Annotated in this window: 23 protein-coding genes and 1 tRNA gene; 9 read left to right on the top strand and 15 right to left on the bottom strand. The window is 71.3% G+C overall.

What is annotated here, in order from left to right; translation table 11 throughout:
- Nucleotides 1–202: 202 nt before the first annotated feature.
- A complete protein-coding gene (locus AB0J64_RS12700) occupies nucleotides 203–1,432 on the bottom strand; it encodes a transposase (RefSeq protein ID WP_364024949.1) in 1,230 nt (409 codons plus the stop codon).
- A 365-nt stretch (nucleotides 1,433–1,797) separates the two neighbouring features.
- Between AB0J64_RS12700 and AB0J64_RS12705 the strand changes: the two genes are divergently transcribed.
- Nucleotides 1,798–3,780: an amino acid transporter gene (locus tag AB0J64_RS12705; RefSeq protein ID WP_364024952.1), complete on the top strand. Its 1,983-nt coding sequence runs from the start codon at nucleotides 1,798–1,800 to the stop codon at nucleotides 3,778–3,780.
- Here AB0J64_RS12705 and AB0J64_RS12710 read toward each other — a convergent pair.
- The 5 genes from AB0J64_RS12710 to AB0J64_RS12730 form a co-directional block, all read right to left on the bottom strand.
- A complete protein-coding gene (locus tag AB0J64_RS12710) occupies nucleotides 3,777–4,688 on the bottom strand; it encodes a phosphotransferase (RefSeq protein ID WP_364024955.1) in 912 nt (303 codons plus the stop codon). The two genes, AB0J64_RS12705 and AB0J64_RS12710, sit on opposite strands and share 4 nt — an antisense overlap.
- Nucleotides 4,666–4,800 carry a hypothetical protein gene (locus AB0J64_RS12715; RefSeq protein ID WP_364024958.1) on the bottom strand — a complete coding sequence of 45 codons (135 nt, stop codon included), beginning with the start codon at nucleotides 4,798–4,800 and terminating at the stop codon, nucleotides 4,666–4,668. The genes AB0J64_RS12710 and AB0J64_RS12715 overlap by 23 nt, the downstream gene beginning before the upstream one ends.
- Before the next feature lie 56 nt (nucleotides 4,801–4,856).
- The gene (locus AB0J64_RS12720) at nucleotides 4,857–7,331 is read right to left on the bottom strand and encodes a PEP/pyruvate-binding domain-containing protein (protein ID WP_364024961.1); all 2,475 of its coding nucleotides are present in this window, start codon (nucleotides 7,329–7,331) and stop codon (nucleotides 4,857–4,859) included.
- Nucleotide 7,332: 1 nt separating this feature from the next.
- Nucleotides 7,333–8,061: a TetR/AcrR family transcriptional regulator gene (locus AB0J64_RS12725; RefSeq protein ID WP_364024964.1), complete on the bottom strand. Its 729-nt coding sequence runs from the start codon at nucleotides 8,059–8,061 to the stop codon at nucleotides 7,333–7,335.
- A gap of 125 nt (nucleotides 8,062–8,186) precedes the next feature.
- The gene (locus tag AB0J64_RS12730; protein ID WP_364024967.1) at nucleotides 8,187–13,139 is read right to left on the bottom strand and encodes a tetratricopeptide repeat protein; all 4,953 of its coding nucleotides are present in this window, start codon (nucleotides 13,137–13,139) and stop codon (nucleotides 8,187–8,189) included.
- A gap of 129 nt (nucleotides 13,140–13,268) precedes the next feature.
- Between AB0J64_RS12730 and AB0J64_RS12735 the strand changes: the two genes are divergently transcribed.
- The 3 genes from AB0J64_RS12735 to AB0J64_RS12745 all read left to right on the top strand — a co-directional run bounded on the left by AB0J64_RS12735 (nucleotide 13,269) and on the right by AB0J64_RS12745 (nucleotide 14,991).
- The gene (locus tag AB0J64_RS12735) at nucleotides 13,269–13,817 is read left to right on the top strand and encodes a hypothetical protein (RefSeq protein WP_364024970.1); all 549 of its coding nucleotides are present in this window, start codon (nucleotides 13,269–13,271) and stop codon (nucleotides 13,815–13,817) included.
- Nucleotides 13,818–13,850: 33 nt separating this feature from the next.
- Nucleotides 13,851–14,240, top strand: a complete 390-nt coding sequence (locus AB0J64_RS12740; RefSeq protein WP_364024973.1) for a hypothetical protein — start codon at nucleotides 13,851–13,853, stop codon at nucleotides 14,238–14,240.
- Nucleotides 14,241–14,319: 79 nt separating this feature from the next.
- Nucleotides 14,320–14,991, top strand: coding sequence for a DUF6766 family protein (locus AB0J64_RS12745; protein ID WP_364024976.1), 672 nt, complete (start codon nucleotides 14,320–14,322; stop codon nucleotides 14,989–14,991).
- Here the strand turns inward: AB0J64_RS12745 and AB0J64_RS12750 are convergent.
- Nucleotides 14,964–15,764 carry a pyridoxal-phosphate dependent enzyme gene (locus AB0J64_RS12750; RefSeq protein ID WP_364024979.1) on the bottom strand — a complete coding sequence of 267 codons (801 nt, stop codon included), beginning with the start codon at nucleotides 15,762–15,764 and terminating at the stop codon, nucleotides 14,964–14,966. The genes AB0J64_RS12745 and AB0J64_RS12750 overlap by 28 nt on opposite strands.
- 43 nt (nucleotides 15,765–15,807) lie before the next feature.
- Between AB0J64_RS12750 and galK the strand changes: the two genes are divergently transcribed.
- The 3 genes from galK (at nucleotide 15,808) to AB0J64_RS12765 (ending at nucleotide 19,285) form a co-directional block, all read left to right on the top strand.
- Nucleotides 15,808–16,920, top strand: a complete 1,113-nt coding sequence (gene galK, locus AB0J64_RS12755) for a galactokinase (protein WP_364024982.1) — start codon at nucleotides 15,808–15,810, stop codon at nucleotides 16,918–16,920.
- A gap of 414 nt (nucleotides 16,921–17,334) precedes the next feature.
- Complete coding sequence (locus AB0J64_RS12760; protein ID WP_364024985.1) at nucleotides 17,335–18,468, top strand: nitric oxide synthase oxygenase; 1,134 nt, start codon at nucleotides 17,335–17,337, stop codon at nucleotides 18,466–18,468.
- Between the two features lie 43 nt (nucleotides 18,469–18,511).
- A complete protein-coding gene (locus AB0J64_RS12765) occupies nucleotides 18,512–19,285 on the top strand; it encodes an enoyl-CoA hydratase-related protein (protein ID WP_364024988.1) in 774 nt (257 codons plus the stop codon).
- A 39-nt stretch (nucleotides 19,286–19,324) separates the two neighbouring features.
- Here AB0J64_RS12765 and AB0J64_RS12770 read toward each other — a convergent pair whose 3' ends face one another.
- The 3 genes from AB0J64_RS12770 to AB0J64_RS12780 form a co-directional block, all read right to left on the bottom strand.
- Nucleotides 19,325–19,768: a hypothetical protein gene (locus AB0J64_RS12770; protein ID WP_364024991.1), complete on the bottom strand. Its 444-nt coding sequence runs from the start codon at nucleotides 19,766–19,768 to the stop codon at nucleotides 19,325–19,327.
- 95 nt (nucleotides 19,769–19,863) lie between these two features.
- Nucleotides 19,864–20,484, bottom strand: coding sequence for a response regulator transcription factor (locus AB0J64_RS12775; protein WP_364024994.1), 621 nt, complete (start codon nucleotides 20,482–20,484; stop codon nucleotides 19,864–19,866).
- A complete protein-coding gene (locus AB0J64_RS12780) occupies nucleotides 20,469–21,614 on the bottom strand; it encodes a sensor histidine kinase (protein WP_364024997.1) in 1,146 nt (381 codons plus the stop codon). Before AB0J64_RS12780 ends, AB0J64_RS12775 begins: the two co-directional genes overlap by 16 nt.
- 78 nt (nucleotides 21,615–21,692) lie before the next feature.
- On the opposite strand from AB0J64_RS12780, the gene AB0J64_RS12785 reads away from it, so the two are divergent.
- Complete coding sequence (locus AB0J64_RS12785) at nucleotides 21,693–21,875, top strand: hypothetical protein (protein ID WP_364024999.1); 183 nt, start codon at nucleotides 21,693–21,695, stop codon at nucleotides 21,873–21,875.
- A 7-nt stretch (nucleotides 21,876–21,882) separates the two neighbouring features.
- Here AB0J64_RS12785 and AB0J64_RS12790 read toward each other — a convergent pair whose 3' ends face one another.
- Complete coding sequence (locus AB0J64_RS12790) at nucleotides 21,883–22,947, bottom strand: M48 family metallopeptidase (protein ID WP_364025002.1); 1,065 nt, start codon at nucleotides 22,945–22,947, stop codon at nucleotides 21,883–21,885.
- 137 nt (nucleotides 22,948–23,084) lie between these two features.
- Nucleotides 23,085–23,156: transfer RNA gene (locus AB0J64_RS12795), tRNA-Asn, on the bottom strand.
- A 126-nt stretch (nucleotides 23,157–23,282) separates the two neighbouring features.
- Between AB0J64_RS12795 and AB0J64_RS12800 the strand changes: the two genes are divergently transcribed.
- Nucleotides 23,283–23,600, top strand: coding sequence for a YtxH domain-containing protein (locus AB0J64_RS12800; RefSeq protein ID WP_364025005.1), 318 nt, complete (start codon nucleotides 23,283–23,285; stop codon nucleotides 23,598–23,600).
- Nucleotides 23,601–23,622: 22 nt separating this feature from the next.
- Here the strand turns inward: AB0J64_RS12800 and AB0J64_RS12805 are convergent, their stop codons facing one another.
- The 3 genes from AB0J64_RS12805 to AB0J64_RS12815 are packed head-to-tail and all read right to left on the bottom strand — an operon-like array spanning nucleotide 23,623 to nucleotide 25,561.
- Nucleotides 23,623–24,099 carry a hypothetical protein gene (locus tag AB0J64_RS12805; RefSeq protein ID WP_364025008.1) on the bottom strand — a complete coding sequence of 159 codons (477 nt, stop codon included), beginning with the start codon at nucleotides 24,097–24,099 and terminating at the stop codon, nucleotides 23,623–23,625.
- Nucleotides 24,096–25,370: a hypothetical protein gene (locus tag AB0J64_RS12810; protein WP_364025011.1), complete on the bottom strand. Its 1,275-nt coding sequence runs from the start codon at nucleotides 25,368–25,370 to the stop codon at nucleotides 24,096–24,098. The genes AB0J64_RS12805 and AB0J64_RS12810 overlap by 4 nt, the downstream gene beginning before the upstream one ends.
- A gap of 32 nt (nucleotides 25,371–25,402) precedes the next feature.
- Nucleotides 25,403–25,561, bottom strand: coding sequence for a hypothetical protein (locus AB0J64_RS12815; RefSeq protein WP_364025014.1), 159 nt, complete (start codon nucleotides 25,559–25,561; stop codon nucleotides 25,403–25,405).
- Nucleotides 25,562–25,592 lie beyond the last annotated feature (31 nt).

Here is a 25,592-nt window from a genome sequence, read left to right on the forward strand (position 1 = left end):
GCCACGTGCATGAGGCATTCCTTGCGGTCGACCCGGTTGTGGTCTGTACGCGGCCGCTCGGACACCGGGCCGCAACCGGCCCGTACCAGTCGAACGCGCACTCCACCAAGTCCCCAGGCGGCGGCTGATCAGCGGATCATGGCGATGGCGCCGAAAGTGAAGCACACCGGGCGCGACGCGTCCAACGACGACAGCATGCTCGTCAACTACCACGAACTGAAGCCGGTGGTTTGCTCTCACGGTCCCGTCTGGCTGAAGGGAGGCCGGTAGCGTGTGGCTGGTTGACGGCAGCCCAGCCCGCAACGCCGCGTTGGGCGATGTTGCGGGCCGCGATGTGGTCGGCGTGCCCAGCGAGGCCGCACCGGGTGCAGGCGAAGTGGCCCCGTGCCGGCCGGTTCGCTCTGCTGGTCCATCCGCATTCCGGGCAGGCTTGGCTGGTGTAGGCGGGATCGACCAGGGTGAAGGCGATCGCGGCCCGGGCGGCCTTGTAGCGGGTGAACTCGATCTGCTGGGCGAACGCCCAGGAGTGCAGGGTGCGCCGCTGGAGCCGGTGAGCCCTGACCCGGGAGCGGATGCCCTGGAGATCCTCCAGGGCGATGCCGCGTCCGGTGCGTTCGGCTTCGCGCACCACGAACTTGCTGATCTGGTGGTTGACGTCGGTCATCATCCGGCGCTCACGCCCGGACAGACGGCGCAGCACCCGCCGCGCCGCAGGAGTGCCCTTCTTCTGCAGGCGGCGGCGTTGGCGATACCGCCGCTCGCGCAGGCTCCGGACGTGGCCGTTGCCGTCGATGGTGCCGGACAGGGCGGGGCCGGGCAGCACCGCACCATCGGAGGTGACCGCCAGGTTCGCCACTCCCTGGTCCACAGCGAGGAAGCCGTTGACCGGCTCACGCGTCCGGCGCGTGGGCAGGGTGAGGGTGACCTGCAGCAGCCACACCCCGCGCCGGCAGATCAGGTCGGCCTCCCCCATCGGCAGAGTGTCGAGGGCTTTGAGGTCTTGCTCGCGGCCGGCATAGGAGACGTGGACGCGGCCGGTGGGAGTCCACAACGACACGATGCGGGCATCTCGGTTCCAGCTCACCAGGCGCGCGTCGTAGGGGATGGCCCCGGACGGGCGGAACACATGAGCCCGTTTCCTGGTGGCGCGGCGGTTGGCGTAGGCGCCGGCGACCCGGGCGATGGCCCGCACGGCCGCCTGCGCGCCCAGCCCAGCGACCGTCGCGCGCGCCGAATGGTAGGCCAGGCGGTGCAGCTCCAGCACGGCAAAGGTGCGCTGCTGCCAGGCCAGGCAGGAGATGTAGGTGGCTGCCTGGTTGCACACCCGCACAGCGACGGCCAGGGCGTCGGCCTGAGCGGGGGTGGGGGCGAGCCGCAGTTGCACGACCGAGGGCAGGCCGTGCTGTTTGGCGGCCGAGCGGCGGATCGCCATCACGCACCTCCTGTCACTGACGCATCACCCACCGCAAATATTACCGACTGTTACCGAGTTTTTCCACAGTGTTTTCGAAAGTGAGGCTCGCTCCTCTGTCCTGGAGGTTCGTGTATAGACGGCTCTTCCTTTCTCGGGGGACATGAGCGTTGTCCGCATTTCCTGATCCTCGCGATCGTCCTGGTTCGAGCTCAGCACCCCAGAGGGCTCTAGGCCCGAGCAACCGATTTACCGGCGCGCCGTCCTGGGGCCCCGGGTAAAAGGGCTGGTTAGCACAGATATGGCCGGAATCGCCGCTCCAGCCGCGTGCTCCTGCGCGGAACCCCCTAGGGTGGTGTCCATTCTCGACAAGAGAGGAAGATCCGGTGAGCGGTACCGGTGGGCTTACGGTCCCTGCGGTCGTGGAGACCCCGTCCCGTCCAGCGCCTCCGTCCAGCGGCCTGGCACGCTGGCTGCTGCAGCTGCGCGTACAGCCGACGGGCCCCGAGGCGAGCGAGGGGCACGCCGAGCCGCAGGCCTGGTGGAAGGTCATGTGCCTGACCGGCGTCGACTACTTCTCGACGCTGGCCTATCTGCCCGCGATCGCCGCGCTGGCCGCCGGGGCGCTGTCGCCGCTGGCCACGCTGCTCATCGTGGCGCTGACGCTGCTCGGCATGCTGCCGATGTACCGCAGGGTCGCACGGGAGAGCCCGCACGGGCAGGGCTCCGTGGCGATGCTGGAGCGGCTGCTGCCGTTCTGGCGGGGCAAGCTGTTCGTGCTCGTCCTGCTGGGGTTCGTGGCCACGTCGTGGATCATCACGATCACGCTGTCGGCGGCGGACGCGTCCGTGCACGTCGTGGAGAACCCGTACTTCCCGAGCTTCCTGCACGGCCACGAGGTCATCCTGACCGTGGTGCTGCTGCTGATCCTGGGCGGGGTGTTCCTGCTCGGCTTCAGCGAGGCGGTCGGCGTGGCGATCCCGCTCGTCGCGATCTTCCTGGTCCTGAACGCCGTCGTCGTCGCCGTCGGGCTGACGGCCGTCGTCTCGTCACCTGACGCGCTCTCCCGGTGGACGGACGCGCTGACCAGCGGGACGGGCGGCTTCGGGGGCATCATCGGGCCGGCCGTGCTCGCGTTCCCGCTGCTGGTGCTGGGGCTGTCGGGGTTCGAGACGGGCGTCAGCATGATGCCGCTGGTGGCCGCCAAGGGCGAGAGCGCCGAGCAGCGGCTGGACTCGCGCGTCGGCAACACGCGCAAGCTGCTGACCGTGGCCGCGCTCATCATGAGCGTCTACCTGATCGCGACCAGCTTCGTCACCACGGTGCTCATCCCGGCCGAGAAGTTCAGGCCGGGCGGCGAGGCCAACGGCAGGGCGCTCGCCTACCTCGCGCATGAGCGGCTCGGCGAGATGTTCGGCACGGCGTACGACATCAGCACGATCCTCATCCTGTGGTTCGCCGGGGCGTCCGCGATGGCCGGACTGATCAACATCGTGCCGCGCTACCTGCCCTCCTACGGCATGGCGCCCGACTGGGGCCGCGCGGTGCGGCCCGTGGTGCTCGTCTACACGGGCATCTGCGTGGTGCTCACCATCGCGTTCGACGCCGACGTGGATGCCCAGGCCGGCGCGTACGCCACGGGCATCCTGGCCATGATGGTCTCCGGCGCGGTCGCGGTGACGATCTCGGCCATCCGCAAGCGCCAGCGGCCGGCCGGCGTGGGCTTCTCCGTGCTGACCCTCGTGCTGCTCTACGCGCTGGTGGAGAACATCAGGGAGAAGCCGGACGGCATCGCCATCTCGGCGCTGTTCATCCTGGGCATCATCGCCATCTCGCTGATCTCGCGCGTCTCCCGTACGACCGAGCTGCGGGCCGACCGGATCGAGTTCGACGAGGCGGCTCGGCGGTTCGTCGCCGACTCGATCGACTACGACGGCGCGCTCAACATCATCGCCAACCGCCGCCAGGCGGGCAACAAGACCGAGTACGCGGAGAAGGAGGCCGAGCAGCGCGGCATGAACCCGGTCCCCGGACGGGCCGACATCCTCTTCCTGGAGATCGACGTCATCGACCCGTCCGACTTCAGCGACGCGCTCCAGGTGCGCGGCGTGGAGGTGGGCGGGCACCGCGTGCTGCGCGCCAAGAGCCCCGCGGTCCCCAACGCCGTCGCCGCCGTCCTGCTGGCCCTGCGCGACGCCACCGGCGTCCGGCCGCACTGCTACTTCGAGTGGGCAGAGGGCTCGCCGCTGATGCACCTGTTCCGCTACCTCATCCTCGGGCGCGGCGACACGGCGCCGGTCGTACGCGAGATCATCCGCAAGGTCGAGCCCGACCCCGCGAAGCGGCCGGGCATCCACGTCGGCGGTTAGCGCCTCCACCGGGCGCTGAGCCAGGCCAGGGTGGCCCTGCGGGAGTGCTCGCGCCGCTCCCGCAGCTGCGGGGCGTGCGCGGGTCCCGGGATGGCCGCGGTACGCGTCCAGTAGCCGAGGAGCGCCACCAGCAGGGCGTCGACGTGCTCCGGCACCGCCTGCCTCCCGAGCGGGTGCCCGGCGAAGACCGCTTCGGGATCGCGGTCCCCCAGGTCCGACTCCAGCAGCAGGCAGACCAGGTCCACCCAGGCGGGACCCACGCAGGCCCGCCCCCAGTCCACGAGCCTGGCCGTGCCGTGCTCGTCGATGAGGATGTTGTCGAAACGCGGATCGAAGTGGAGCATCGTGTCGCCGGTGACCAGCGACTGCCATTCCCGCTCGATCTCCGCGAGCCTAGGCAAGTGGTCGCGTTCCCACTCGCCGACAGTCGCGATGCCGGGGTCCTGCCAGATCTCGCAGCGGCCCGCCATGCGCGCCACCACGGTGGGCAGGCCGTCCAGCGGCGCCGGGGTCAGCTCCTTGGCGCAGGCCGTGAGCAGGTCCAGCGCGGCCGACAGCTCCTCCGGGCGCCACGGCTCGTGCGGCACGTCCCCGGGCGCCACCTCCGAGCAGAGCAGCACCCATCCGTCCTGGTCACAGGTGAGCAGCAGGCGCGGCGCGGGCACCCCGGGCGGCAGCGCCGCGCTGACGGCCGCCTCCTCCCGGTAACCGTCGGCGTCGGCGCCGTCCGCCGGCACGGCCTTGACGAACACGCGCGCCCCGCCGGCCAGCGTGGCCACGCCGAGCACGCCGTCCGAGAAGCCGCCACCGCGCTCCTCGAAGCCCAGCACGGCACTCAGACGGCGTTCCACCTCCGCGACAAGGGACGGCGGCAGCTCGGCGAAGTCACGCCGCCGGGTCGGCCTCATCCTCCACATCCATCTCGCCGTCGCCGTACTCCAGCGCCAGCTTGGCGATCCTGAACCGGGCGCAGCGCGCCTCGAGCTCGCGTTCGTCCTCTGGGGTCCACCACTCGATCATGGGCATCAAGGTCACCGCATGCCACCGATCGAGGCGATCGACTTGGCGGAGTCTTTTCACGCCAGCAACTCGACCGTGCCCCGCTCGCCGTCCACCCTGATCCGGTCGCCGTCGTGCAGGCGCATGGTGGCGTTGCCGGTGCCGACCACGGCGGGGATGCCAAGCTCGCGGGCCACGATCGAGGCGTGCGAGAGCGGCGCCCCCATGTCGGTCACCACGGCGGCGGCGCGCGGGAACATCGGGGTCCAGCCCACGTTGGTCAGCGTCGTGACGAGGATCTCGCCCGGCTTGAGCCGGTCGCCTTCCTCAGGTCCGGAGATCACGCGGGCGATGCCCTCCACGATGCCGGGAGCGCCGGGGAAACCCTTCACGGTGTCGCTCACGGGCACGCCGGTGCCGCGCGCGTCGTAGACGTCGGCCCGCCGGCCGGGGTCGGCGGCCCAGCGTACGGGGTCGAAGTGGCCGACGATGAGCGCGGGGTAGATCGGCAGGGCGGCGTACTGCTCGTGGGTGGCCCGCCGTACCGGCACCTTCTCCAGCGCGGACGGCTCGCCCCGCAGCAGGGCCAGCAGCTCGTCCAGGTAGAGGAAGAACACGTCCTCGCCTTGGCCTGTCAGCTCCCCCGCCCGTACGGCGAACGCCCGCAGCACCCAGAACGCCCGCATGTTCTCCGAGCGCGTGTCCTCGCGGTCGCGCACGACCGTGTTCCACCGCTGGACCCTGGCGCGCATCGTGGCCACCTGGCGCGGATAGCGCTCGGCGAAGCGCGCCCACGCCGCGTCGCGCGCCTGATGCTGCCGGGCGAGCAGCGCCTCGGTGTCGGCCCGCAGGTCGCGCAGGCCCGCGAGCTGGGCGTCGATCCATTCGGGGTCCTCGCCGGGGCGCGGGATCGACACCTCGAACTCGTGGGGGCCGCGATGCCCGTACGTGCGGGCGAACTCCTCCCTGGTGATCTCCCCGCGGGCCAGCCTCGACAGGCCCATCACCGGGCCCAGGCTGGCCAGCTCGCCGCCGGAGTTGACGCCGGTGAGCATGGCCTCGGCGTCAACCTCGCCCATCATCTTGCGCAGCCGGTCGCGGGTCCAGACGAGGGTGGCGCCGCCCTGGCGGCCGGCGGCCTCGAGCATGCGGCAGGAGGTGACCAGGTGCGGCCTGATCTCGCGTTCCCACAGGTCGGCCAGCTCGGGACCGGAACCGGTGGCGGCGATCGTGGCGCGCAGTTCCTCGCACCGCCGCTGCGAGGTGGCCAGGAACGCGCGTATCCCCTTGAGGTTGCGGCGCACGCGGCGCTGGATGCCGATCGCCAGGGGGATGACCCGTTTGATGATCTCCCAGCGCGACAGCGGCACCTGCGGCACGTCCAACCCCGGCGGCAGTTTGCCGAAGACCTGCTCGACCGCGCTGAGCCTGCCGCGCATGCCCAGGGCGGTGGCGATGGAGTGGACGACGCTCAGGTTCATGTAGAAGCGGCCGCCGATGTTGCCGACCAGGTCGAAGCCGGGCAGGGCCGAGGCCGACATCGCCTCCCTGATGAACAGGCGCACGAGCGACCACGTCAGCGGCGTCATCACATCGGGGATGGCCTCGCCCAGATTGCCGCCGGTCCACAGGTAGTCGCCCTTGAGGCTGTCGTTCCACTCCTCGACCTGCGGCTTGAGACCGGTGATCGGGCGCGCCTGCACGATCGCGAACGCGCCGCCGCCCCAGGCCCACTCGACGTCCATCGGCGTGCCGTACAGGGCCTGGATGCGCGCGCCGATCGCGGCGAGCTCCACCGCCTGCGCCTCGTCCAGCACGGGCCTGCCACGCAACTCCTCCGGCACCGGCTGCTCGCGGGTGCCGTCAGGGGTGCGGACGGTCATGACCGTCTTGTCGCCGACCTGCGACCGGGTGACCGCGCCGCCGGACACCACGATCGTGTCGGGGGTGACCTGACCGCCGACGACCGCCTCGCCGAGCCCCCAAGAGGCGTTGATGACGCTCTCGTCGCGGGCGCCGGTGACCGGGTCGGCGGTGAACATGACACCGGCCGCCTCCGCCTCCACCAGCTCCTGGACCACCACCGCCAGCGCCACGTCGTCGTGGGGGACGCCGTTCTGCTCGCGGTAGGCGATGGCGCGCGGGTTCCACAGCGAGGCCCAGCAGCGCTTGACCGCATCCAGCAGCGCCTCGCCCCTGATGTTGAGATAGGTGTCCTGCTGACCGGCGAACGACATGTCCGGCAGATCCTCGGCGGTGGCCGACGAGCGCACGGCCACCGGCACGTCGTCGCCGAGCGCCTCGTACGCCCGGCGGATCTCCGCGGCGATCTCGGCGGGCATGTCATGCTCGGCGAACAGCCTCCGTGCGTCCTCCGCGTGCGCGATCCCGTCACCGAACGCCGACACGAACGCCCGGTAGGCCTCGGTCGTGATGTGGAACCCACCGGGAACGGGCAGCCCCGCCCTGGTCAGCCTGGCCAGCGAGGCACCCTTGCCACCCACGGTCGCAAGATCGGCCGCCGCGTCGTCGAGGGGGAGTACGGCCTTCACGTCACACGCTCCTTGAACCTTTGGAACCGCCCATGGAGGCCGCCAGCTTCCGCTGGGCGACCTCCTCCGTGGCGTCGAGGAAGTCGAGGGTGGCCCGGGCGACGGCGCTCGCGTCGTCGCCGGACAGGGGGCGGCCCGTGCTCATGGTCCGCTCGATGGTGTCCGCGATCATGTCCGCGATCCGGTCGTCGGACGGCCTGGGCTCGTCGGGCCGCCTGTCCGGCACGAACAGGAACCCGTAAAGGACGGCGTTGGCCACCAGGATGTGGTCCCCCACCTCCTCGCGCACCGCGCCGCGCTTGACCAGCTCCGCCACGTACGCGTCCAGGGGGCCGCCCATCTCCGGCGGCCTGCCGGCCTGCTGCTTCTGGCGGGCGAACTTGCCGAGCAGCTCGGAGTCGCCCCGCATGAACGCGCTGAGCAGCGGCCGGCCGAGCAGGGCGCGGGCGAACTCGCCGTACAGCTCGCTCAGCGTGGTGGGGCCGCGGCCGCGGACGTCGGCCAGCATGCGCACCCGCTCGCGGCGGAGCAACGCGGCGAAGAGGTCGTCGCGCGTCTTCCAGTGCAGGTAGATGGTGCCCTTGGCGACACCTGCCCGCTTGGACACGTCGTCGATCGTGGTCTTGTCGTAGCCCCAGCGCAGGACCAGTTCGGCGGCGGCGTCGAGGATGCGGTGCGCCCGCTCCAGCTGTCGCGCCGGATCCTGTGGCGGCCGTCCTGGTCTGACCATCCCGTCTCACCTCATTTGTTTGACTAGATGAGGTTAGTTGGTCATTTAATTAAGGACAAGTTCACGAAAGAAAGGGGTGCCGCGCCCCTGGTGGAGCGCAGCACCCCTTCAGGCGCCGTACGGGCTCAGCCGAGCTTGGCCAGCAGCGACTCCGCCGATGTCGCGAACGACGGGTCGCCGGTGGACACGGCGGTCGTCAGCAGCTGCCGGGCCAGCTCCAGGTCGCCCCGCTCGTACCGGATCTCGCCCAGCCGGCAGGCGGCCTCGGCCACCAGGTCGGCCTGTTCGGTCAGCCCCAGCGTCAGCTCGTAGTACCGCAGGGCCCCGTCGCGGTCGCCGAGCCAGTAGCACAGCTCGCCGAGGTGCGCCGCGGCCAGCCCCGACTCCTCGTCCCCCGCGTCGATGACCCGCTGGTACCAGGTGAGCGCCTCAGGGAAGTCGCGGTTCCGCTTGGCCAGCGCGCCCAGGTACATCGCGGCGAGCGCGCTGATGTGCCCCTCGCCCTCCTGGACGCCCTTCAGGTACCACTCCCGGGCCCGCTCCTCGTCCGACTCGTGGTACGTCTGCCCGAGCGCGATCATGGCCCGGGCGGCGAGGCCGGCGTCGCCCGCGTCGAGCACCCGCAGGTACGCCTCCCTCCCCTCGTCCACCATCCCGACCTTGACCAGCGTCTGCGCCAGCGTGGACAGCGCGATGGGCTCGCCGCCGGCGGCCGCCTCCCGGAGCGTGTCGAGAGACGCCTCCGTGTCGCCGCGGTTGCCCTGCAGCATGCCGAGCAGGCTCCCGAACACCCCCCGGACGGGACTGTCGGCGTCGGCCGCCGCCCGCTGCGCCACGTCGAAGAACGCGTCGTCGTCCCCCTCGTCGTCGAGCAGCTCCAGCAGCCTGCCACCGGCGACGAACCGTATGTCCGGCTCGTCGTGCGCGCTGAGCCGCTCGTAGATCGCCCGCGCCTCGGCCGTCTCGCCCAGCGCGGCCAGCCGGTCGGCGATGTCCACCTCGGTGAACGGCCCCCGCCCCGTCAGCTCGTGGTACGCCCGCACGGCCGCCGGGTCCTCGCACTGTCCGGCCAGCTCGCGTGCCACGCCGCCGGCCTCGTCGCCCATCAGCTGGAGCACCTGCACGGCCAGGGCGTGCTCGCCGCGATCGGCCGCCTGGTGGGCGAGCACGCGGAGGTTGTCCGTCGCCACCTCGGATCCGGCGCCAGCGGCGGCGGCGAACGCCTGCGCCGCGCCGAGCTGGTCGCCCTCCTCGTGCAGCCAGATGCCGAGCTGTACTCCGGCCCTGTCCACGGCGTCCGGCACGCCGGACTCGATGGCCAGCCGCACCTCCCGCTCGGCGCCGGCCGCGTCACCCAGCTCTCGCAGGGCCTTGGCCAGGTCCACCCGGATGCCCGGCTCGGTCTCGGGGAAGCCGGTGTCCACGCCCCGCCCGAACATGAGGGCCGCGTTCTCCAGGTCGCCCCGCGCCTTGTACGCGTCACCCCACGCCCAGTAGCCCATGGACACGGTCTCAGGGTCGCCGGTCCCGACAGCCCGCTCGGCCTCCTTGGCCACGGCGTCGTGGTCCTGCTCGACGAGCAGGCGGGCGAGCAGGTGGCGCAGGCTCTCGAGGTCGCCGGCCGCCGCCCCGGCGGTCAGGGCCTCGCGTACGCCCGCGCTGTCGCCCCGCGCGTCGAGCAGGTCCGCCAGCACGACGGCGGTGGCGGGCATCGCGGCACGCGCCGCCTCGATCGCCCCGTCGAGGTCGCCGCGGCGGTGTCGGACGATGGCGAGGTTGCGCCAGGCGTTCTCGGCCGTCTCCGGGTGTCCGGTGGCGGGGAAGGTGGCCAGCTCGGCCTGGCAGTTGTCGTCGCGCTGCGCGTGGATCACGCCGAGATCCAGCGCGGCCTCCGCGGCCAGGCCGGGCTCGCCCAGCTCGATGACCACCCGGCAGAGCGCCGCGGCCGCACGATGGTCGTCCAGCCCGCGGGCCCGCTCGAGGGTCTCGGCGAGGGGCTCCCGCCGGGCCTCCGGGTCCGCGGCGGCCACCAGGCGGCGTACGGCGCGGGCGTCGTCGTCGTTGAGCGCGAGCAGCACCTCGGCCATCAGCTCCGACCCGGCGAACTCGGTCAGCGCCGCGACCGCGCCCTCCCGGTCCCCGTCGTCGGCCAGCACCCATCCGCGCTCCTTGGCCGAGGCCGTGCCGAGCCGCACCCGGGCGACGGCCGTGAGCCACTCGTCGTCGTCCAGGGCGACGACCCGCTCGTGAGCGGAGCGGGCGTACTCGTCGTCGCCCGCCTCCGCCAGCAGCCTGGCCGCCGTGACCAGCGTGCCGGACGCGGACGCCGGGTCGGCGGCCACGGCCCGTTCGAACGCCTCGCGCGCCCCCGCCACGTCGCCGGTCCTGGCGAGCAGTTCGCCGAGCAGCTGGGCCTCCCACGCGTCCTCGGATCCCCGTGTCAGGAGGGCGAGGGCGCCCGTCAGGTCGCCGTGGTCGCGCAGCACGCGGACGAGCTGGAGCCGTCCCTCCGCGCCGAACTCCCCGGCCAGCAGCTCCCCCGCCTCCTCCGCCGCCCCGCGCGCCACGAGCACCTCGGCGAGCCGCACGGTCGCGTCCTGCCTGCGCCTGCCGTCGAGCTCTTCGAGCGCCGCCCGGTAGGCCGCGGCCGCCTCGTCCAGCTGGCCGAGCTCCTGCCGCACCCGCCCGATGTCCCAGCGCGTCATGGCGGCCAGGCGCTCGTTGTCGCCGTCCGCGACCTGCTCCCACGCCTCCAGCGCTCCGCGCTTGTCGCCCGCCTCGTTACGCAGCGCCCCGAGGTAGCACCCCGCTTCCTGCCGGTAGCCGGGGTGCCCGGCGGCGAGCACCAGCGAGAGCGCCCCGTCGGCGGCGGCGATCTCGCCGCGCCGCTGCCAGGCGTGCGCACTCTCCATGGCGAGCATGCTCGCCAGGAAGGCGCTGCCCTCGTCGCCGATCTCCTCGAACGCCGGCGCCGCGCCCTCGAAGTCGCGGTCGAGCAGGGAACGGGCGAAGCGCCCCATCGCCTCGGGCTCCCCTGTGGCCTGCTCGAAGGCCGCCCGCGCGGCGGCGAGGTCGTCGAGCCTGACCCGGTTCAGACCGAGCAGCCAGGCGCTGCGCGCGCGGTCGTTCTCGGAGGCCTCCTCCTCGATGCGCCTCTCATGCATCCGGCAGACGGCCAGCAGGTCGCCCTGCCGCTCGTACACCGTCAGCAGCGCGCCGGCCGCCTCGTTCCGCAGCCCGCGGTTGCCGCTCTCCAAGGCCATCGTGTACGCGGCCCGCGCCTCGGCCAGGTCGTGCTCCTCGACGAGCCCGCCCAGCGCGTACCCCACCCAGGGCGCCAGCACCGGATGGCCCTCCGCCCTGGCACGGCGCAGCAGCGCGACCGCCTCGTCCTCGTCGGACAGCACCTCTTTGCAGATCACGGCCGTGTACGACAGCGCCAGCGGGTCCCCGGCGTCGGCCGCCGACTGGAACAGCTTGGCCGCCTCCGACAGGTCGTACCCGATCGAGGCCAGCACCTGCGCGAACACGGCGGTACCGATCGCGGCGACGGCCGGATCGGGATGCTCCGTGGTCGCGTGATAGCGGGACAGCCCCTCCTCCCGGCCCAGCCGCTGGTGGTCGAGGATCGCCTGCAGCACGGGATGCGGCCGCTCGCCCGACTCGCGCAACAGGTGCAGCAGGAAGGCCGTGGTGAAGCCCTGGAGCGTGTCGTCCTCCTCGGCCACGTACGCCAGCAGTTCGTCGGCCTGCTCCCGGTCGCCCTCGCCGATCTCCAGCTGGGCCAGCGTCACCATGGCCCTGAGCGACTGCGTCGGCGCGCCGGAGTCGGCGGCCTTGCGCAGCAGCCGCCTGGCCTCGGCCAGGTCGCCGGCCTGCAGGCGGGCCAGCCCCTCGTCGGCGTCCTGGAGCGCCTGCTCCTCGACGGGGTCGGCCAGCGGCTGCTGCCTGGCGGCGTGCTCCAGCAGCAGCCCCGCCTTGAAAGCGGTGTCGGGATCATCGTGCCCGAACGCGAACCGCGCCAGCTCCATGGCCTCGTCGTACGCCTCTGGATGCTGGTCCAGCAGCATTCCGAGCAGCGTGACGCAGATCGGGCCCCACTCGCTCTCCCCCGCCTCCAGCACGGCACGCAACGCGGCCAGCGCCTCGGCCGGCTCTCCCGCCTCGGTGTGCATCTGGGCCAGGCACGCCTGGGCCTGCACGACGTACTCGCGGTGGCCGCTGGCGATCACCCGGCGGAAGATGGCCTTCGTCTCCTCCTCGTCGCCGAGCGACGCGGTCACCTTGGCCAGCTCGATCAGCGACGGCAGCCGGATGTCCGGCCTGGGGTCCTCGGCGGCCACGCGGTAGGCGGCCGCGGACTCGGCGTACTCGCCCAGGTCCACCAGGACCGCGCCGAGCAGCTTGTGCGCCATGGCCAGGTGGTCGGAGTGCCCGACGGCGATGGCGTGCTCGCACACCTCCCTGGCCTGCTCGAAATCCTCTTCCTCCGCGTAGATCTGGTACAGCCGGAACGCCGACAGCGACACCACGTCCGGGTCGCCGCACGTCAGCAGCGCCCGGTAGTCGTCCTCGTCCTCGGCCTCCTCATAGAGGTCGCGGGCCGAGGCCGGATCCTGGTGGAACTCGGGCAGCTCCAGCCGGTCGGCCAGCTCGGCCACGGCGGCGCTGTCGCACCTGCGCGCCCGCTCCAGCGCCGCCTGCGCGCCCTCCACGTCGCCCAACTGCGTGAGCACCAGCACCAGCGCCGTGTCCGCGAGCGCGGCCACCTCGAAGTCGGCACCGTCCGAGGCGATCGTCAGCACCCGGTGCGCCGCGGCCCACTCCTTGGCGGTGACCAGCATCATCCCCATGGCGATGGCCGAGCGCTGCCCGAACACGGGGTCGCCCGACTGGATCACCGATCTGTGCGCCGCCTCGGCGCCGTCCAGGTCCCCCTGCTCGTGCAGCAGCCCGGCCAGCAGGTGAGACGCTTCCGGATCCCCTGTGGCCGCGATCTGCCTGAACAGCGCGGCGGCCGCATCGAGTTCTCCCGTTTTCCAGTAGCTCATGGCCGCGTCGAGCTGTTCTGACGCCATCGCTCACTCCAAAGTCAGCCAACAATGTGAAAAAGCTACACATGTGCCACTTCCGTCACAGCACATTCCGGGATCTCGCGCCTACGGCCTCCCCTGCATGGACGCGGGGGAGGCCGTAGCGTAGTCCCCATGGGCAGAGCGTTCTGGATCGATCAAGAGTTCGACAGAGACCGTGACGGGCGCTATGCCGTACACGTCCGTAAGAACCTCGAAGAGTTCGAGTGGGGCGACATCGCGCCCGTCAGGTTCGCGTGCGCGGCGTGGCGGCTGGCCACGCCGCCGTCGCTGACCCCCGGCTACGTGCGGTGGGACCGGCGTGTGCTGGACGCGACCTGCCACCGCAACACCTGGGACGGCTCTCTCTACGCGCGCGTCAGGGTGGTCTCGCCGCTGCCCGAGGAGCTGACCCGGTCGCGGGCCTGGTGGCGCGACCGCGGGTGGCTGGGCTGGCAGGAGACCTTCGGCCAGTACGTCGACCCGACCCAGCAGGACCTGGCCAGGCACCCGTTCCTGCGGGCCACCCTGCTGCTGGAGGTGCCCGTCCCCCTGGACGACCTGCCGTCCGAGCCCGAGGGGCCGCACGACGAGGTCGAGCAGCGCGCGCACCGGGCGGTGGTCGTGCTGGTCCGCGAGCTGAACGCGCTGGTATCACCGGTGCTCGACCAGCTCGGCGGCTAGCATGCGGCGGTGATCCGCGGGTAGCAGGGGTCCATGAGGACCCTGTTCATCGTGGTTCCGGTGATCGCGCTGGCCGCCACCGCCTGCGCCCCGGACTCGGCCGCCCCGGCGCAGGCGGCCGAGCGCTTCCACGCGGCCATCTCCGCGCACCGTGAGGATGCCGCGTGCGCGATGCTCACCCGCAAGACCGCCGAGAGCCTCCCCAACCCCGGCCAGAGCTGCGCCGAGGCGCTGCGCGAGGCGAAGCTCGGGCCGGGCGGCTCGGTGACCTCCGTCAGCGTGTGGGGTGAGGACGCGCAGGTACGGCTGGCCGGCGACACGCTGTTCCTGCATGAGTTCTCCGACGGCTGGCGGGTGAAGGCTGCGGGGTGCGAGCCCGTACACGACCCCGATCTTCCCTACGAATGCGAGGTCGAGTACTGATGCGCGTGATGTTCACGCTGACCATGTTGATCATCGTGGTCGGCCTGGCGTACTTCTTCGTGGTGGGGTGGTCGCGGCTGTGAGGTGGCTCAAGGAGAACTCCCTGGCTCTCGCCTTCATGATCATGTTCTTCCTGGCACTGGGCGGGCAGGCGCTGTCCGGGATGCTGCAGTACAACGACCGGCAGCTGGCCGAGGGCGCCGAGCCGGTCTCGTTCCTGCAGTACGTGACGTCGTCCTCGTTCGCGGTGGACGTGTCGGAGAACTGGCAGTCGGAGTACCTGCAGTTCTTTCTGTTCATCATGCTGACCGTCTGGCTCGTGCAGAAGGGGTCGCCCGAGTCCAAGAAGCCGGACGAGGCGGGGGCGGAGTCCGACGAGCAGCAGCGGGTCGGGCCGTACGCGGGCGCCGATTCTCCCCGGTGGGCCAAGGTCGGCGGGCCGAGGCTCTGGCTGTTCAGCAACTCGCTCGGGCTGGTGATGGGGGTCGTCTTCGTGCTGTCGTGGCTGGCCCAGTCGGTGGCGGGGCAGGCGGCGTACAACTCGGAGCGGCTCGGCGACCTGCGCGATCCGGTGTCCTGGTGGTCGTACGTGACCTCGCCCGAGTTCTGGAACCGGACCCTGCAGAACTGGCAGTCGGAGCTGCTGGCCGTGCTGTCGATGGTGGCACTGTCGATCTATCTGCGGCAGCGGGGGTCACCCGAGTCGAAGCCGGTCGGGGCGCCTCACACGGCCACGGGGGTGGAGGGCTGACCGGTGATCACGGCGACGACGCGGGCGCCTTGGGGGAAGGCGCCCTGCCGTGCGAGGTCCAGGATCCCGTAGAGCATCTTGGCCACATAGACGCCTTCGACACGATATTTCGCGATAAAGCTGTCCAAGGCGGGCGTCGACTTGGCGTAGCCGCCGAAGTGGTAGTCCAGGCTGATCTCCCAGTTCGACCACGTGCGCCCGTACGCCTCGCGCTGGAGCCTGGCCACCTCATCGGTGAGGAACCCCGCCCCCTTCAGCACCGCGAACCCGATCGCCCGCTTGCCCTCCGGCAGCCCGGCCGAGATCCCGGCCAGCGTCCCGCCGGTGCCGACCGGGCAGCAGATGACGTCGTACTCCTCGGTGATCTCCCCCGGCAGCTCGGCGCACCCGCGCACGGCCGCCGCGTTGCTCCCGCCCTCGGGCAGGATCGCCACGTCGTCCCCCCACCGCGCCCGCAGCCCGGCCAGCACGGGCTCGGTGTGCTTGAGCCGGTAGGTGGCCCTGTCCATATAGGTCAGGGTCATCCCGCAGGCCCTCGCGTGGGCGAGCGAGGGGTTCAGCGGCAGGTGCTCCTCACCCCGGATGACCCCGATGGTCTCGATCCCGTGCCGCCGCCCCGCCTCGGCCACGGCCCTGATGTGGTTGGAGTACGCGCCGCCGAAGGTCAGCAGCCGGGAATGGCCCAGGTTGTACTTGAGCTTGCGCGGCTTGTTGTCGTCGCGCATCAGAAACACCCGGACCTGCCCGAGCCCTGGATCCAGGAGCTCCTCCATGGCGCTAGTCTACGGTCGGGCCTTTGTTGAGGAGTGTGCGATTGTGCGCGTTGTTGAAGCTTTTTCTACCGCTTACGGTACGTCCCCCCAGACCGTCTGGCATGCGCCCGGCCGGGTCAACCTGATCGGCGAGCACACCGACTACAACGACGGCTTCGTCCTCCCCTTCGCCGTGCCGTGGGGCGTCACGGCCGCGATCACCCCGCGCGCGGACGGCACCATCCGGCTCCTGTCGCTCCAGTCCCCCGGCGAGCCCGTCACTCTGGCGAGCCACGACGCGTCGAAGGGCTGGACCCGCTACGTCGTCGGCGTCTTCGCCATGCTGGGCGACCGCGTGGCAGGCGCGGACATCGCCATCGACGGCGACATCCCGGCGGGCGCCGGGCTCAGCTCCAGCGCCGCCCTCGAGGTGTCCGTCGCCTCCGCCCTCAACGACCTGCACGACCTGGGCATGACGCCCATGGAGATCGCCCTGCTCAGCCAGAAGGCCGAGAACGACTTCGTCGGCATGCCCTGCGGCATCATGGACCAGGCCGCCTCCGCGCTCTGCCAGGAGGGCCACGCGCTGTTCCTCGACTGCCGCTCGCTCGGCTCCAGGAACATCCCGCTCGACCTGGCCTCCCACGGGCTGAGCATGCTCATCATCGACACGCAGGCGCACCATGAGCACGCGAGCGGGGAGTACGCCAAGCGCCGCGCGGAGTGCGAGTCGGCGGCCCGCAAGCTCGGCGTCCCGGCCCTGCGCGACGTCACGGACCTGGCGGCGGCCCTCGATCAGCTCCAGGGGGACGAGCGCAAGCGCACGATGCACGTGGTCACGGAGAACCACCGCGTGGAGGCCCTCATCGGCCTCCTGCGCGCCGGCGCCGTGGCCGAGATCGGCGCCATCCTGAACGCCTCGCACCTGTCGCTGCGCGACCAGTACGAGGTGTCGTCGCCGGAGCTGGACGTGGCGGTGGAGGCCGCCATCCGGGGCGGGGCGCGCGGCGCCCGGATGACGGGCGGCGGCTTCGGCGGCTCCGCCATCGCCCTGGTGCCGCTGGACCGCCTGTCGAGCGTCGAGGAGTCGGTGTCGAACGCGTTCGCCGAGCACGGCTTCCAGGCCCCCCGCTTCCTCCCCGCCACCCTCGCCCCGGGCGCCCACCGCGTGGCGTGAGGCGCCGCGCGACGCGTCGACGGCCGCTTGGCACCAGGCGGCGACCGACCGCAGGACGCCGGACAGCCGTGGCCCCGAGCCGTGGCGTCACCCGCCACGCGCTCCGAGCGCCGCGTCAGCGCGACAATGTGCGGCGGAGCCCGGCGCCCCCTCAACGGCGCTCAGCCCGCACGGTGGCCGACCTCAGCGTGCGGTGGAGGCCGTCGGGCGGGGACGAGGCGTCAGAGCGCGTGCATTTCATCGTTTGGCGGGACAAAGGAGTCTCGGCGAGTAAAGATGAAGCTACCGGTCATCAGGGGCCGGTAGCCGCGGACAAGTCGTGACGGTGGCGAGGAGAGGTCGCCGCCACCAGGAACGTGCCGCCGACCCGGAATCGGCGGGGCGATCCGATGACGGAGAAGTGCTGATTGCCGCGTGCGTACCTGGATCACGAACCTGCGTCCTTTCGATGCCCTCGCCGTACAGGCGGTGCTCGAGCGAACCACCGACCTCCGCGAGGCAGAGCGTTTCATCAGGCTCTTCCACGCCGAGAACCCCAAAACCGGAGGCATGAACGCCCGCCTGCGCGACGTCGCCAGGGAGGTGGGCCGCCACGGGACCTACACGCACACGTACGAGGAGCTGGAGTTCGGCGCCCGGGTGGCCTGGCGCAACAGCAACCGGTGCATCGGGCGGCTCTACTGGCGCTCGTTGAAGGTACGTGACCGCCGGCAGGTGACCACGGCCGAGGGGGTGGCCCTCGAGTGCGTCACCCACCTGCGCGAGGCCACCGGGAACGGCAAGATCAGGCCCACCGTCACCGTCCTGCCTCCGGACACGCCCGCCCGCCGAGGGCCGCGGATACTGAACGACCAGCTCATCCGGTACGCGGGCTACCGCGGCCGCGACGGGAGCGTCGTCGGCGACCCGCGCAACGTGGAGCTCACAGAAACGGCCAAGGCGCTGGGGTGGCGCGGCAGGTCGGGCCGGTTCGACGTGCTGCCGCTGATCATCCAGCCGGGCCTGGGCGATCCGCTCCTGTGCAACCTGCCGGGGGACGCGGTGCTGGAGGTGCCGCTGGTTCACCCCGAATATCCGTGGTTCGAGGAGCTCGGCCTGCGCTGGCACGCCGTACCGGCTATTTCGGATATGTGCTTGGAGATCGGCGGCATCTGCTACCCGTGCGCGCCCTTCAACGGCTGGTACATGGGCACCGAGATCGGCGCCCGCAATTTCGCCGACACCGACAGGTACGACCAGCTCGGGGTGGTCGCCGACCGGCTCGGCCTGGACACCTCCACCGAGCGGACGCTCTGGCGCGACCACGCGCTGGTGGAGCTGAACGTGGCGGTGCTGTACTCGTTCGAGCAGGCGGGGGTCACGATGACCGACCATCACACCGAGTCGCGGCGCTTCCTCACCCACCTGTCACGTGAGGAGCAGGCCGGGCGCGTCTGCCCCGCCGACTGGTCGTGGATCGTGCCGCCGCTGTCGGGCAGCGTCACCCCGGTCTTCCACCGCTACTACGACACCCGCGTCCTCGTCCCCGCCTTCGTCCACCACCGTTGACCGCTCCTTGCCTTCCCCGCCTAGAACATGGTTCGGTTAGGGCATGGCAGAACTCGTGCTCTCATCCCTCGACCAGGGCGTGCTCACGCTCACCTTCAACCGTCCCGACACGCTGAACGCGTGGACGGTCGCCATGGGGCGGCGCTACTTCGACCTGCTGGCGGAGGCGGAGAAGGACCCGGAGGTGCGGGCCGTGGTGGTCACGGGCGCGGGCAAGGGGTTCTGCTCGGGGGCGGACTTCAAGGCGTTGTCCGCGATCCGGAGCGGCTCCTACGACGAGGAGCCCGACCCCCGGCCGAACACGTTCCCGACGACCATCGGCAAGCCCGTCATCGCCGCCGTCAACGGGGCCTGCGCGGGGCTGGGCATGGTGCACGCGCTGGTCTGCGACCTCGTGTTCACGGCCGCGGAGGCCAAGTGGACCACCGCGTTCCCGCGCCGGGGGCTGATCGCGGAGTACGGGCTGTCCTGGGTGCTGCCCAGGATCATGGGGCAGCAGCGGGCCATGGACATCCTGCTGTCCGGGCGGGTGTTCACCGGAGCCGAGGCGTACGAGCTGGGGCTGGTGAACCGGGTGGTGGCGGGCGAGTCGGTCGTTCCCGAGGCTCAGGCGTACGCGCGGGAGCTCGCGGCCTACAGCTCTCCCGCGTCGATGGCGGTGATCAAGCGGCAGGTGTGGCACGACTGGGACACCACCCTGGAGGCCTCGTCCGCGGCGGCCGTCCAGGAGATGGTCGCCTCCTTCGGCCGCCCGGACTTCGCGGAGGGCGTCGCGAGCTTCCTGGAGCGCCGCCCGCCGAACTTCCCGCCCCTCTGACGCCCCTGGGAGGTGTCCCAGGGGCGCGGCGGCGAGAGGCTATCGGCCCACGCGGTCGTCCCACACGCAGGTGAGGTGGACGACGCGCTTGTGGTGCCACCGCTTGCCGACCGTGACCTTGCGCGGCAGCTCCTTGGCCGGAACGCTGATGGACAGCCGGTCGTCGGGCACGGTCGTCACGCCGTCGACGGTGGCGGGCTCGGCGAGCTGAGGGTCGATGAGATCCTCGTCGACTAGCTCGGTCACCCTCGCCTTGGAGAACTTGACGACCTTGCCGTCGCTCAGCCGGCAGGTCAGCCGGCCACCTCGGAAGTCCGGCCCGACGTGCACCTTGACCCGCCCCTCGTCGCGCACCTTGACCGGGCCGTCGTCACGCACCTTGAGTGAGCCGTCGTCGGCCAGCGCGGCTCCGGCCGTTGCGGCCATTCCTGCGAGCCCGAGCACGGCGGCGGTGACGACTACGGCGGCGCGTCGCTTGAACATGGGGTCTCCTTCCCCGAGTCGATGAGACAGCCCGAGGGTGGCCCGCCGCACCTGAAGCGAGGCTTAAGACAGCCGAAGTGATCTTCAGGTACGTGTCAGCCGCGGCGCCGTACCAGGCCCAGGTCCAGGGCGGCCAGTACGGCCGAGGTGCGGTCGGAGACGCCCAGCTTGCCGAAGACCCGCAGCAGGTACGTCTTGACCGTGGCCTCCCCGATATACAGCCGCCTGCCGATCTCCGCGTTCGTGAGCCCCTCCGCCACCAGCTCCAGGACCTCCCGCTCACGAGCCGACAGCACGGGCTGCCCGGGCGCGGCCCGCCGGTCGGCCAGCCGCGCGGCGACCGAGGGCGAGAGCACGGTCTCGCCGCGGGCCGCCGCCCGCACGGCGCGCGCGAGGTCGGCCCGTGACACGTCCTTGAGCAGGTATCCGGCCGCCCCGGCCGACACCGCCCGCAGGATCTCCCCGTCGTCCTCGTACGTCGTCAGCACGACCACCCGCCGATCTGACCCGAGCCGCCCGATGGCGCTGACGCCGTCGCCGCCCGGCATGCGCAGGTCCATGAGGATCACGTCGGGCCGTAACCGGGGCACGACCGCCACGGCCTCGTCCGCCGACCCGGCCTCGCCGACGACCTCGATGTCCGGCTCGGCCTGGAGCATCCCGCGCAGCCCCTCGCGCACGACGGGGTGGTCGTCCACGATCAGCACCCTGAGCACGGCAGCTCCACCGCGACCGTGGTGCCCTCGCCGGGGCAGCCGGTGACCTGTACGGTGCCGCCGAGCCGCGCCACCCGGTTGCGCATGGCGCGCAGGCCGTACCCGTCACGGACGGCCGAGGCGTCGAAGCCGCAGCCGTCGTCGCTGATCGACATGCGCACGGCTGAGCCGGGGACCTGCTCGAGCTCCAGCCGTACGGCGCGGGCGCGGGCGTGCTTGCGCACGTTGGCCAGCCCTTCCTGGGCGGCCCGCACCAGCACCTCCTCCACGGGGCGCGGCACGCCGACGTCCCCGTTGACGGTCATCTCCACCGGCAGCTCGAACCCCCTGGCCAGCCGCCCCAGCGCCTCCTCCAGCGAGGCGCCCTCCAGCGCGGGCGGCGCCAGGGCGGCGATGAGCGCGCGGGTCTCGGCGAGGTTCTCCCTGGCGGTCTGCGCGGCCCGCGCGACGTGCGGGTCGTGCCCGTCCCCTGCGGCCTGCAGCAGCATGAGGATGCTCGCGAACCCCTGGGCCAGCGTGTCGTGGATGTCACCGGCCAGCCGCTCGCGTTCGGCCAGGATCCCCGCCTCCTTGCTCACCTCGGCCAGCTCCTCCCTGGTGCGGTCGAGCTCCTCGATCAGCCGGGCCCGCTCGGTGTTCTGCCGCCCGAGCCGGTCGATGAAGATCCCCAGCAGCGAGCTGGCCAACAGGCCGATGACGATCGCCACCATGATCAGCAGCGGATTCGACCCGTTCTCCGCCATGAGCTGGATCGCGGGACCGGCGAACATCGCGACCATCACGGCCACCGCCCGTGCCGCCCGCAACGCCATGAACGTCATGGGGATCAGCGCCGACAGCGCGACGGCGGACTGCGGCGCGAGCAGATCGGCCGCGGTGAACAGGACGAGCATCGCGGCGACGTGCCACCAGCCCTCCTTGATGGGCGCGACGGGCGCCCGCACCGCCTCGTGACCCCACACCACGTAGGAGACGGTGATCAGGAGCAGCAGCACGATGGCGACCGGCGACCCGCCATCCACCACGATGGCGACGATGGTCGCCACGAGCACGATCGCGAAGTACGCGTCCCAGAAGGGGTAGGAGCGTAACCAGGCGTTCTCCGCCCGCGGGTCCACGGGACCACCCATGAACCGGGATCTTACCGGGGGGACATGTCCACCGATCAGTGGATACAACCGGACCCTCATCCGCGGAATGGTGTCGGTATGAACCAGAACACCTATCGACGCCTGATGCTCATCCTCACCATGGCCTACGGCGTCCTGATCGCCGCGCTCGCGATGCTCGAGATCGGCAACATCGGCCTCGTGGCCATCGTCGGCGGGCTCGTCGTGGGCCTCGGCTGGGCGCTCACCGCCGTCGTCGCCAAGCGCGGCCCCACCACCTGACCTCTCATCAGCGGTAGAGGGCTGATCGGGCGGCATCCCTGATGGTCCCGGCCACGCGGCAGGCGGCCTGCTCCAGCTCGGGCTCGACCTTCTCCACCTCCGCCGCTCCTATCTCCCCCTCCATGTACGGCAGGTGCCGCACTCGTTCCATCCGCAGGTACGTCGGCGGATGCGTGGCATCCACGCGGGCCTTCTCCTCGCGGGCGGCCTGGCGACGGCGTTCGAGCTCCTCGTCCGTGACCGCGGCCACGCTTGCCTGCAGTTTGTCCCACAGGTCCGATGCCCCCAAGAGGACCGCGCTCGGCTCCAGGAAATTCCTGGCCGAGGGGGCGCGGGTGGTCAGCACATCAAGCATCGAGGCCATGGCCCGGGAGCCCGCCACGCGCGCGCCCAGCTCGTCAGCCCGGTATTCGGCACGCTGCGACGAGCGGTACAGCAGGAGCTCCAACGCGAAGATGAGTGCCCGTACGGGAAGACCGGCCAGCACCAGCAGGGCCTGTGCGAAGAGATGGGCCAGACCATCGTCCTGATGCCAGTCGAACCTCGTCACCCCGCGCAGCTCCCTGAGGGAGTCCAGCGCGCTGCCCACGAAGAGCCCGTGCCTGGCGTCGCCGTTGCTGGAGTGGGCCATCTCATGCGCGAGAACCGCGATGCGCTCCTGCGGAGTGAGGATCAGCCAGAGAGGGTAACCGATCATGACCAGGCGCCGGCGCCGCCATCCATAGGTGCCGAACGCCGCGTTCACCATGCCGTCGAGGGCCACGGCGTCGGCTCTCGGCGCTCCCACCCCGGCGCCGATCCGGTCGAGGAGAGCGTACAGATTCGGGGCCTCCTCGCGGGTCAGGGGCTGAACGTCGGCGGGGAAGCGGGGGATGCGGGGGCGGACCAGCCACGCCAGGCCGAGGGCCACGACGCCGAGAAAGAAGGCGAAGATCGTCATGCGGGACAGCAGGAACACGCCGGCGACGAGGAAGGCCGGGCCAAGCAAGTGGACCAGGCAGGCCACGGCATAGGAGGCGATGCGGGCCAGGCCTACGGATAAGCCGGACGCTGAGAATGATGCAGAGGACACGACACAGCAACGTGCCAGAGCGCGGACACGCCAAGGTTACGACCTGACGCCCCCGAGTGGCTCCGGAACGACTCAGGCCCCCGGTCCTTGATCTAGGACCGGGGGCCTGAGCTCTGAGTTTCTCAGCTCTACCGAAGCTCCCGCGATAGGACTCGAACCTATAACCTGCCGGTTAACAGCCGGCTGCTCTGCCGTTGAGCTACGCGGGATCGTGCATCTGCGCACTTCGCCGGGGCTTTGGGGCCCCTTCGCTGTGCGCAGGAATAGATTAGCGCACTCCTGGAGTGCGTGTCGCATCGTAAGCGGGGTAGGGCCGGAGACAGCGGAGGTGCAAGATGCGTTATCGGATGACATTCGCTGCTGGTATGGCGATCGGCTACGTGCTGGGCAGCCGGGCGGGTCGCGAGCGGTACGAGCAGATCAAGCGGACGGCGCAGCGTGTCGCCGACAACCCGAGGGTCCAGGAGGTCGCCGGTGTGATGGGCGCGCAGGCGTCGAAGCTGGCGGGCATGGCTCGTTCCAGGGTGGGCGACACGCTGCAGAACCGCATTCCCTTCCTCAGTTCCGACCGGCACAATCCCGACACGGGCACCGGCTGGCCGGATGAGGACGTCGTGGACCGCAAGGCCCGCGAAAGCGGCATACCGTACTGATCATGCGCGCAGCATGGGCGCCTCAGACGCCCATGCTGCGCCGCAACCCCTCCAGGGCCTGCTCGGCCTGCGCACGCAGGCCGGGGTCCTCGGGGTCGAGGCCGTCGTCGAAGACGAAGGTCCAGCCGAGCACCTCGCCGCCGGGCCGGCGCCTGGCCACCAGCCGCACCCCGCCCCTTCCGGGGAGCTTGACGTGCTTGTTGACCACGATCGTGGAGTTGACGCGCTCGCGCACGGTCTCGGGCACCAGCCGCGGCTCTGAGATCTGCTCGACGTGCCACGCGCCGTCCATGGTGAGCACCCGCACCCCCTGCTCGTCCCACGACGCCTTGTCGATCTCCTCGTACGGCACCCGCGTCCCGTCCGTCAGGTAGAGGGCGAGGTTCGTGGCCACCACGTAGCCGGAGGTCGCGCCGGCGGCGTAGGTCAGCACCCGCTCCCCCGGCTCGGTGTCCAGGGACTTGCGCACATCGGCGGGCAGGCGGCGGAAAAAGCTCATTCCACCACGGTATCGGCGAGCAGATCGAGGGTGAGCGCCGCACTCCACGAGAAATCCCTGCACCCGCGCCCGCTGCCGTCGAAGGGGTCGAAGCACTCGCGGAAGCCGGCCTGCCGCACCAGGCGCAGCGTGCAGTTGGTGAGCTGCTGGCCGAGCTGGTCGAGCGAGTGCACGGCCGCGGCCCTGCGCAGCAGCCAGTTGGTGTTCACCCAGGAAGGGCCGCGCCAGTAGCGCGTACGGTCGAACTGAGCGGCGCGGATCTCGCAGCTCGGCACCGGATAGCCGGTGGCCCCCATGAACCTGGCCGACTCCAGCACCTCCACGGCCGCGTGCAGGCGGTCGCTGGGCAGCCCCGGGTCCAGCAGCGGACCGAAGGCGCCCACCGTGCAGACCCGGATCAGCCGGTCGGTCCGCAGGTCGCGGGCGTAGAAGCAGCCGTCCCAGAGGCGGTCGAGCATGGCCTGCCTGATGCGGTCGGCCTGCTCGGCGTGGGGCGCCGGGTCGGCGCCCGCCAGGGGCGCCAGCTCGGCCAGGGCCTGGCAGGAGGCCAGCCAGATCCCGTTGAACATCGGGTCCTCGATCGCGAACGGGTGCTCGTCCCGCAGGTACTCGGCCCTGTATCCGGCGTCCCGGTAGCGCATGGCCAGCCAGACGTAGCGGTCGTGGTCGCTGTCCGGATGGCGTTCGTCCAGTTCGACGTTGCGATAGCCGTACCTGATCACGGGCAGCGCCGCCAGCGCGTCGTCCCAGGACGGGCTGTCGTCCATGCCCGACTCCCACGGGTGCACGATCGCGGCCAGGCCCGCCCCTCCGAGGTCGCGGGCCGAGGAGAGGTAGGCGTGCTGGGCGACCAGCGCCGGGAAGGCCCTCCTGACGAATGCGACGTCGCCGGTGTGCCGGTAGAGCCACCACAGGGCCAGCGCGTGCATCGGCGGCGAGGTGAGCCCCGATGTCAGCACGTGTGGCGCGGCAGCGTGCTCCTGCGAGCGCCACACGGAAGGACCGGGGAAGTACGCCTCCCGCGTGTGGAAGACGATGTGCGGCACCATGCCCGTGGCCCACTGCCCGCGCAGCAGGCTGAGCAGCTCGTCGCGGGCCCGGTCGGGCCGGTGCCTGGCCAGGCCGATGACGACGAACGCGGAGTCCCAGCTCCATTGGTGCGGATAGAGACCTGGCGCGGGCACGGTGCCAGTGCCTGTCCAGTTCGCCTCGAGCACGGCCAGCGCCTCACGCCCGAGCGCGGCATCGTCGACCGCGGGCCGCGCCTCCATCACCCAACTATGCCCGGGGATGCCGCAGGAAGCTACGTCCTCTTGGCCCACTTCGTGAGGAACATGGCGCCCAGCGCCACGGCGCCGATGATGAGGCCCCACTTGAGCAACGTGAAGGCGAGGCCCACGAGGGGGCCGAGGAGCACGAGCGCGGCCACGATCGCCGCGGCGAACAACAGAATTCGTCCCATGTCCGCAACAGTAAGAGATCCTTTAAGTGGA

Source organism: Nonomuraea sp. NPDC049695, from assembly GCF_040674955.1.
Lineage (GTDB): Bacteria > Actinomycetota > Actinomycetes > Streptosporangiales > Streptosporangiaceae > Nonomuraea > Nonomuraea helvata.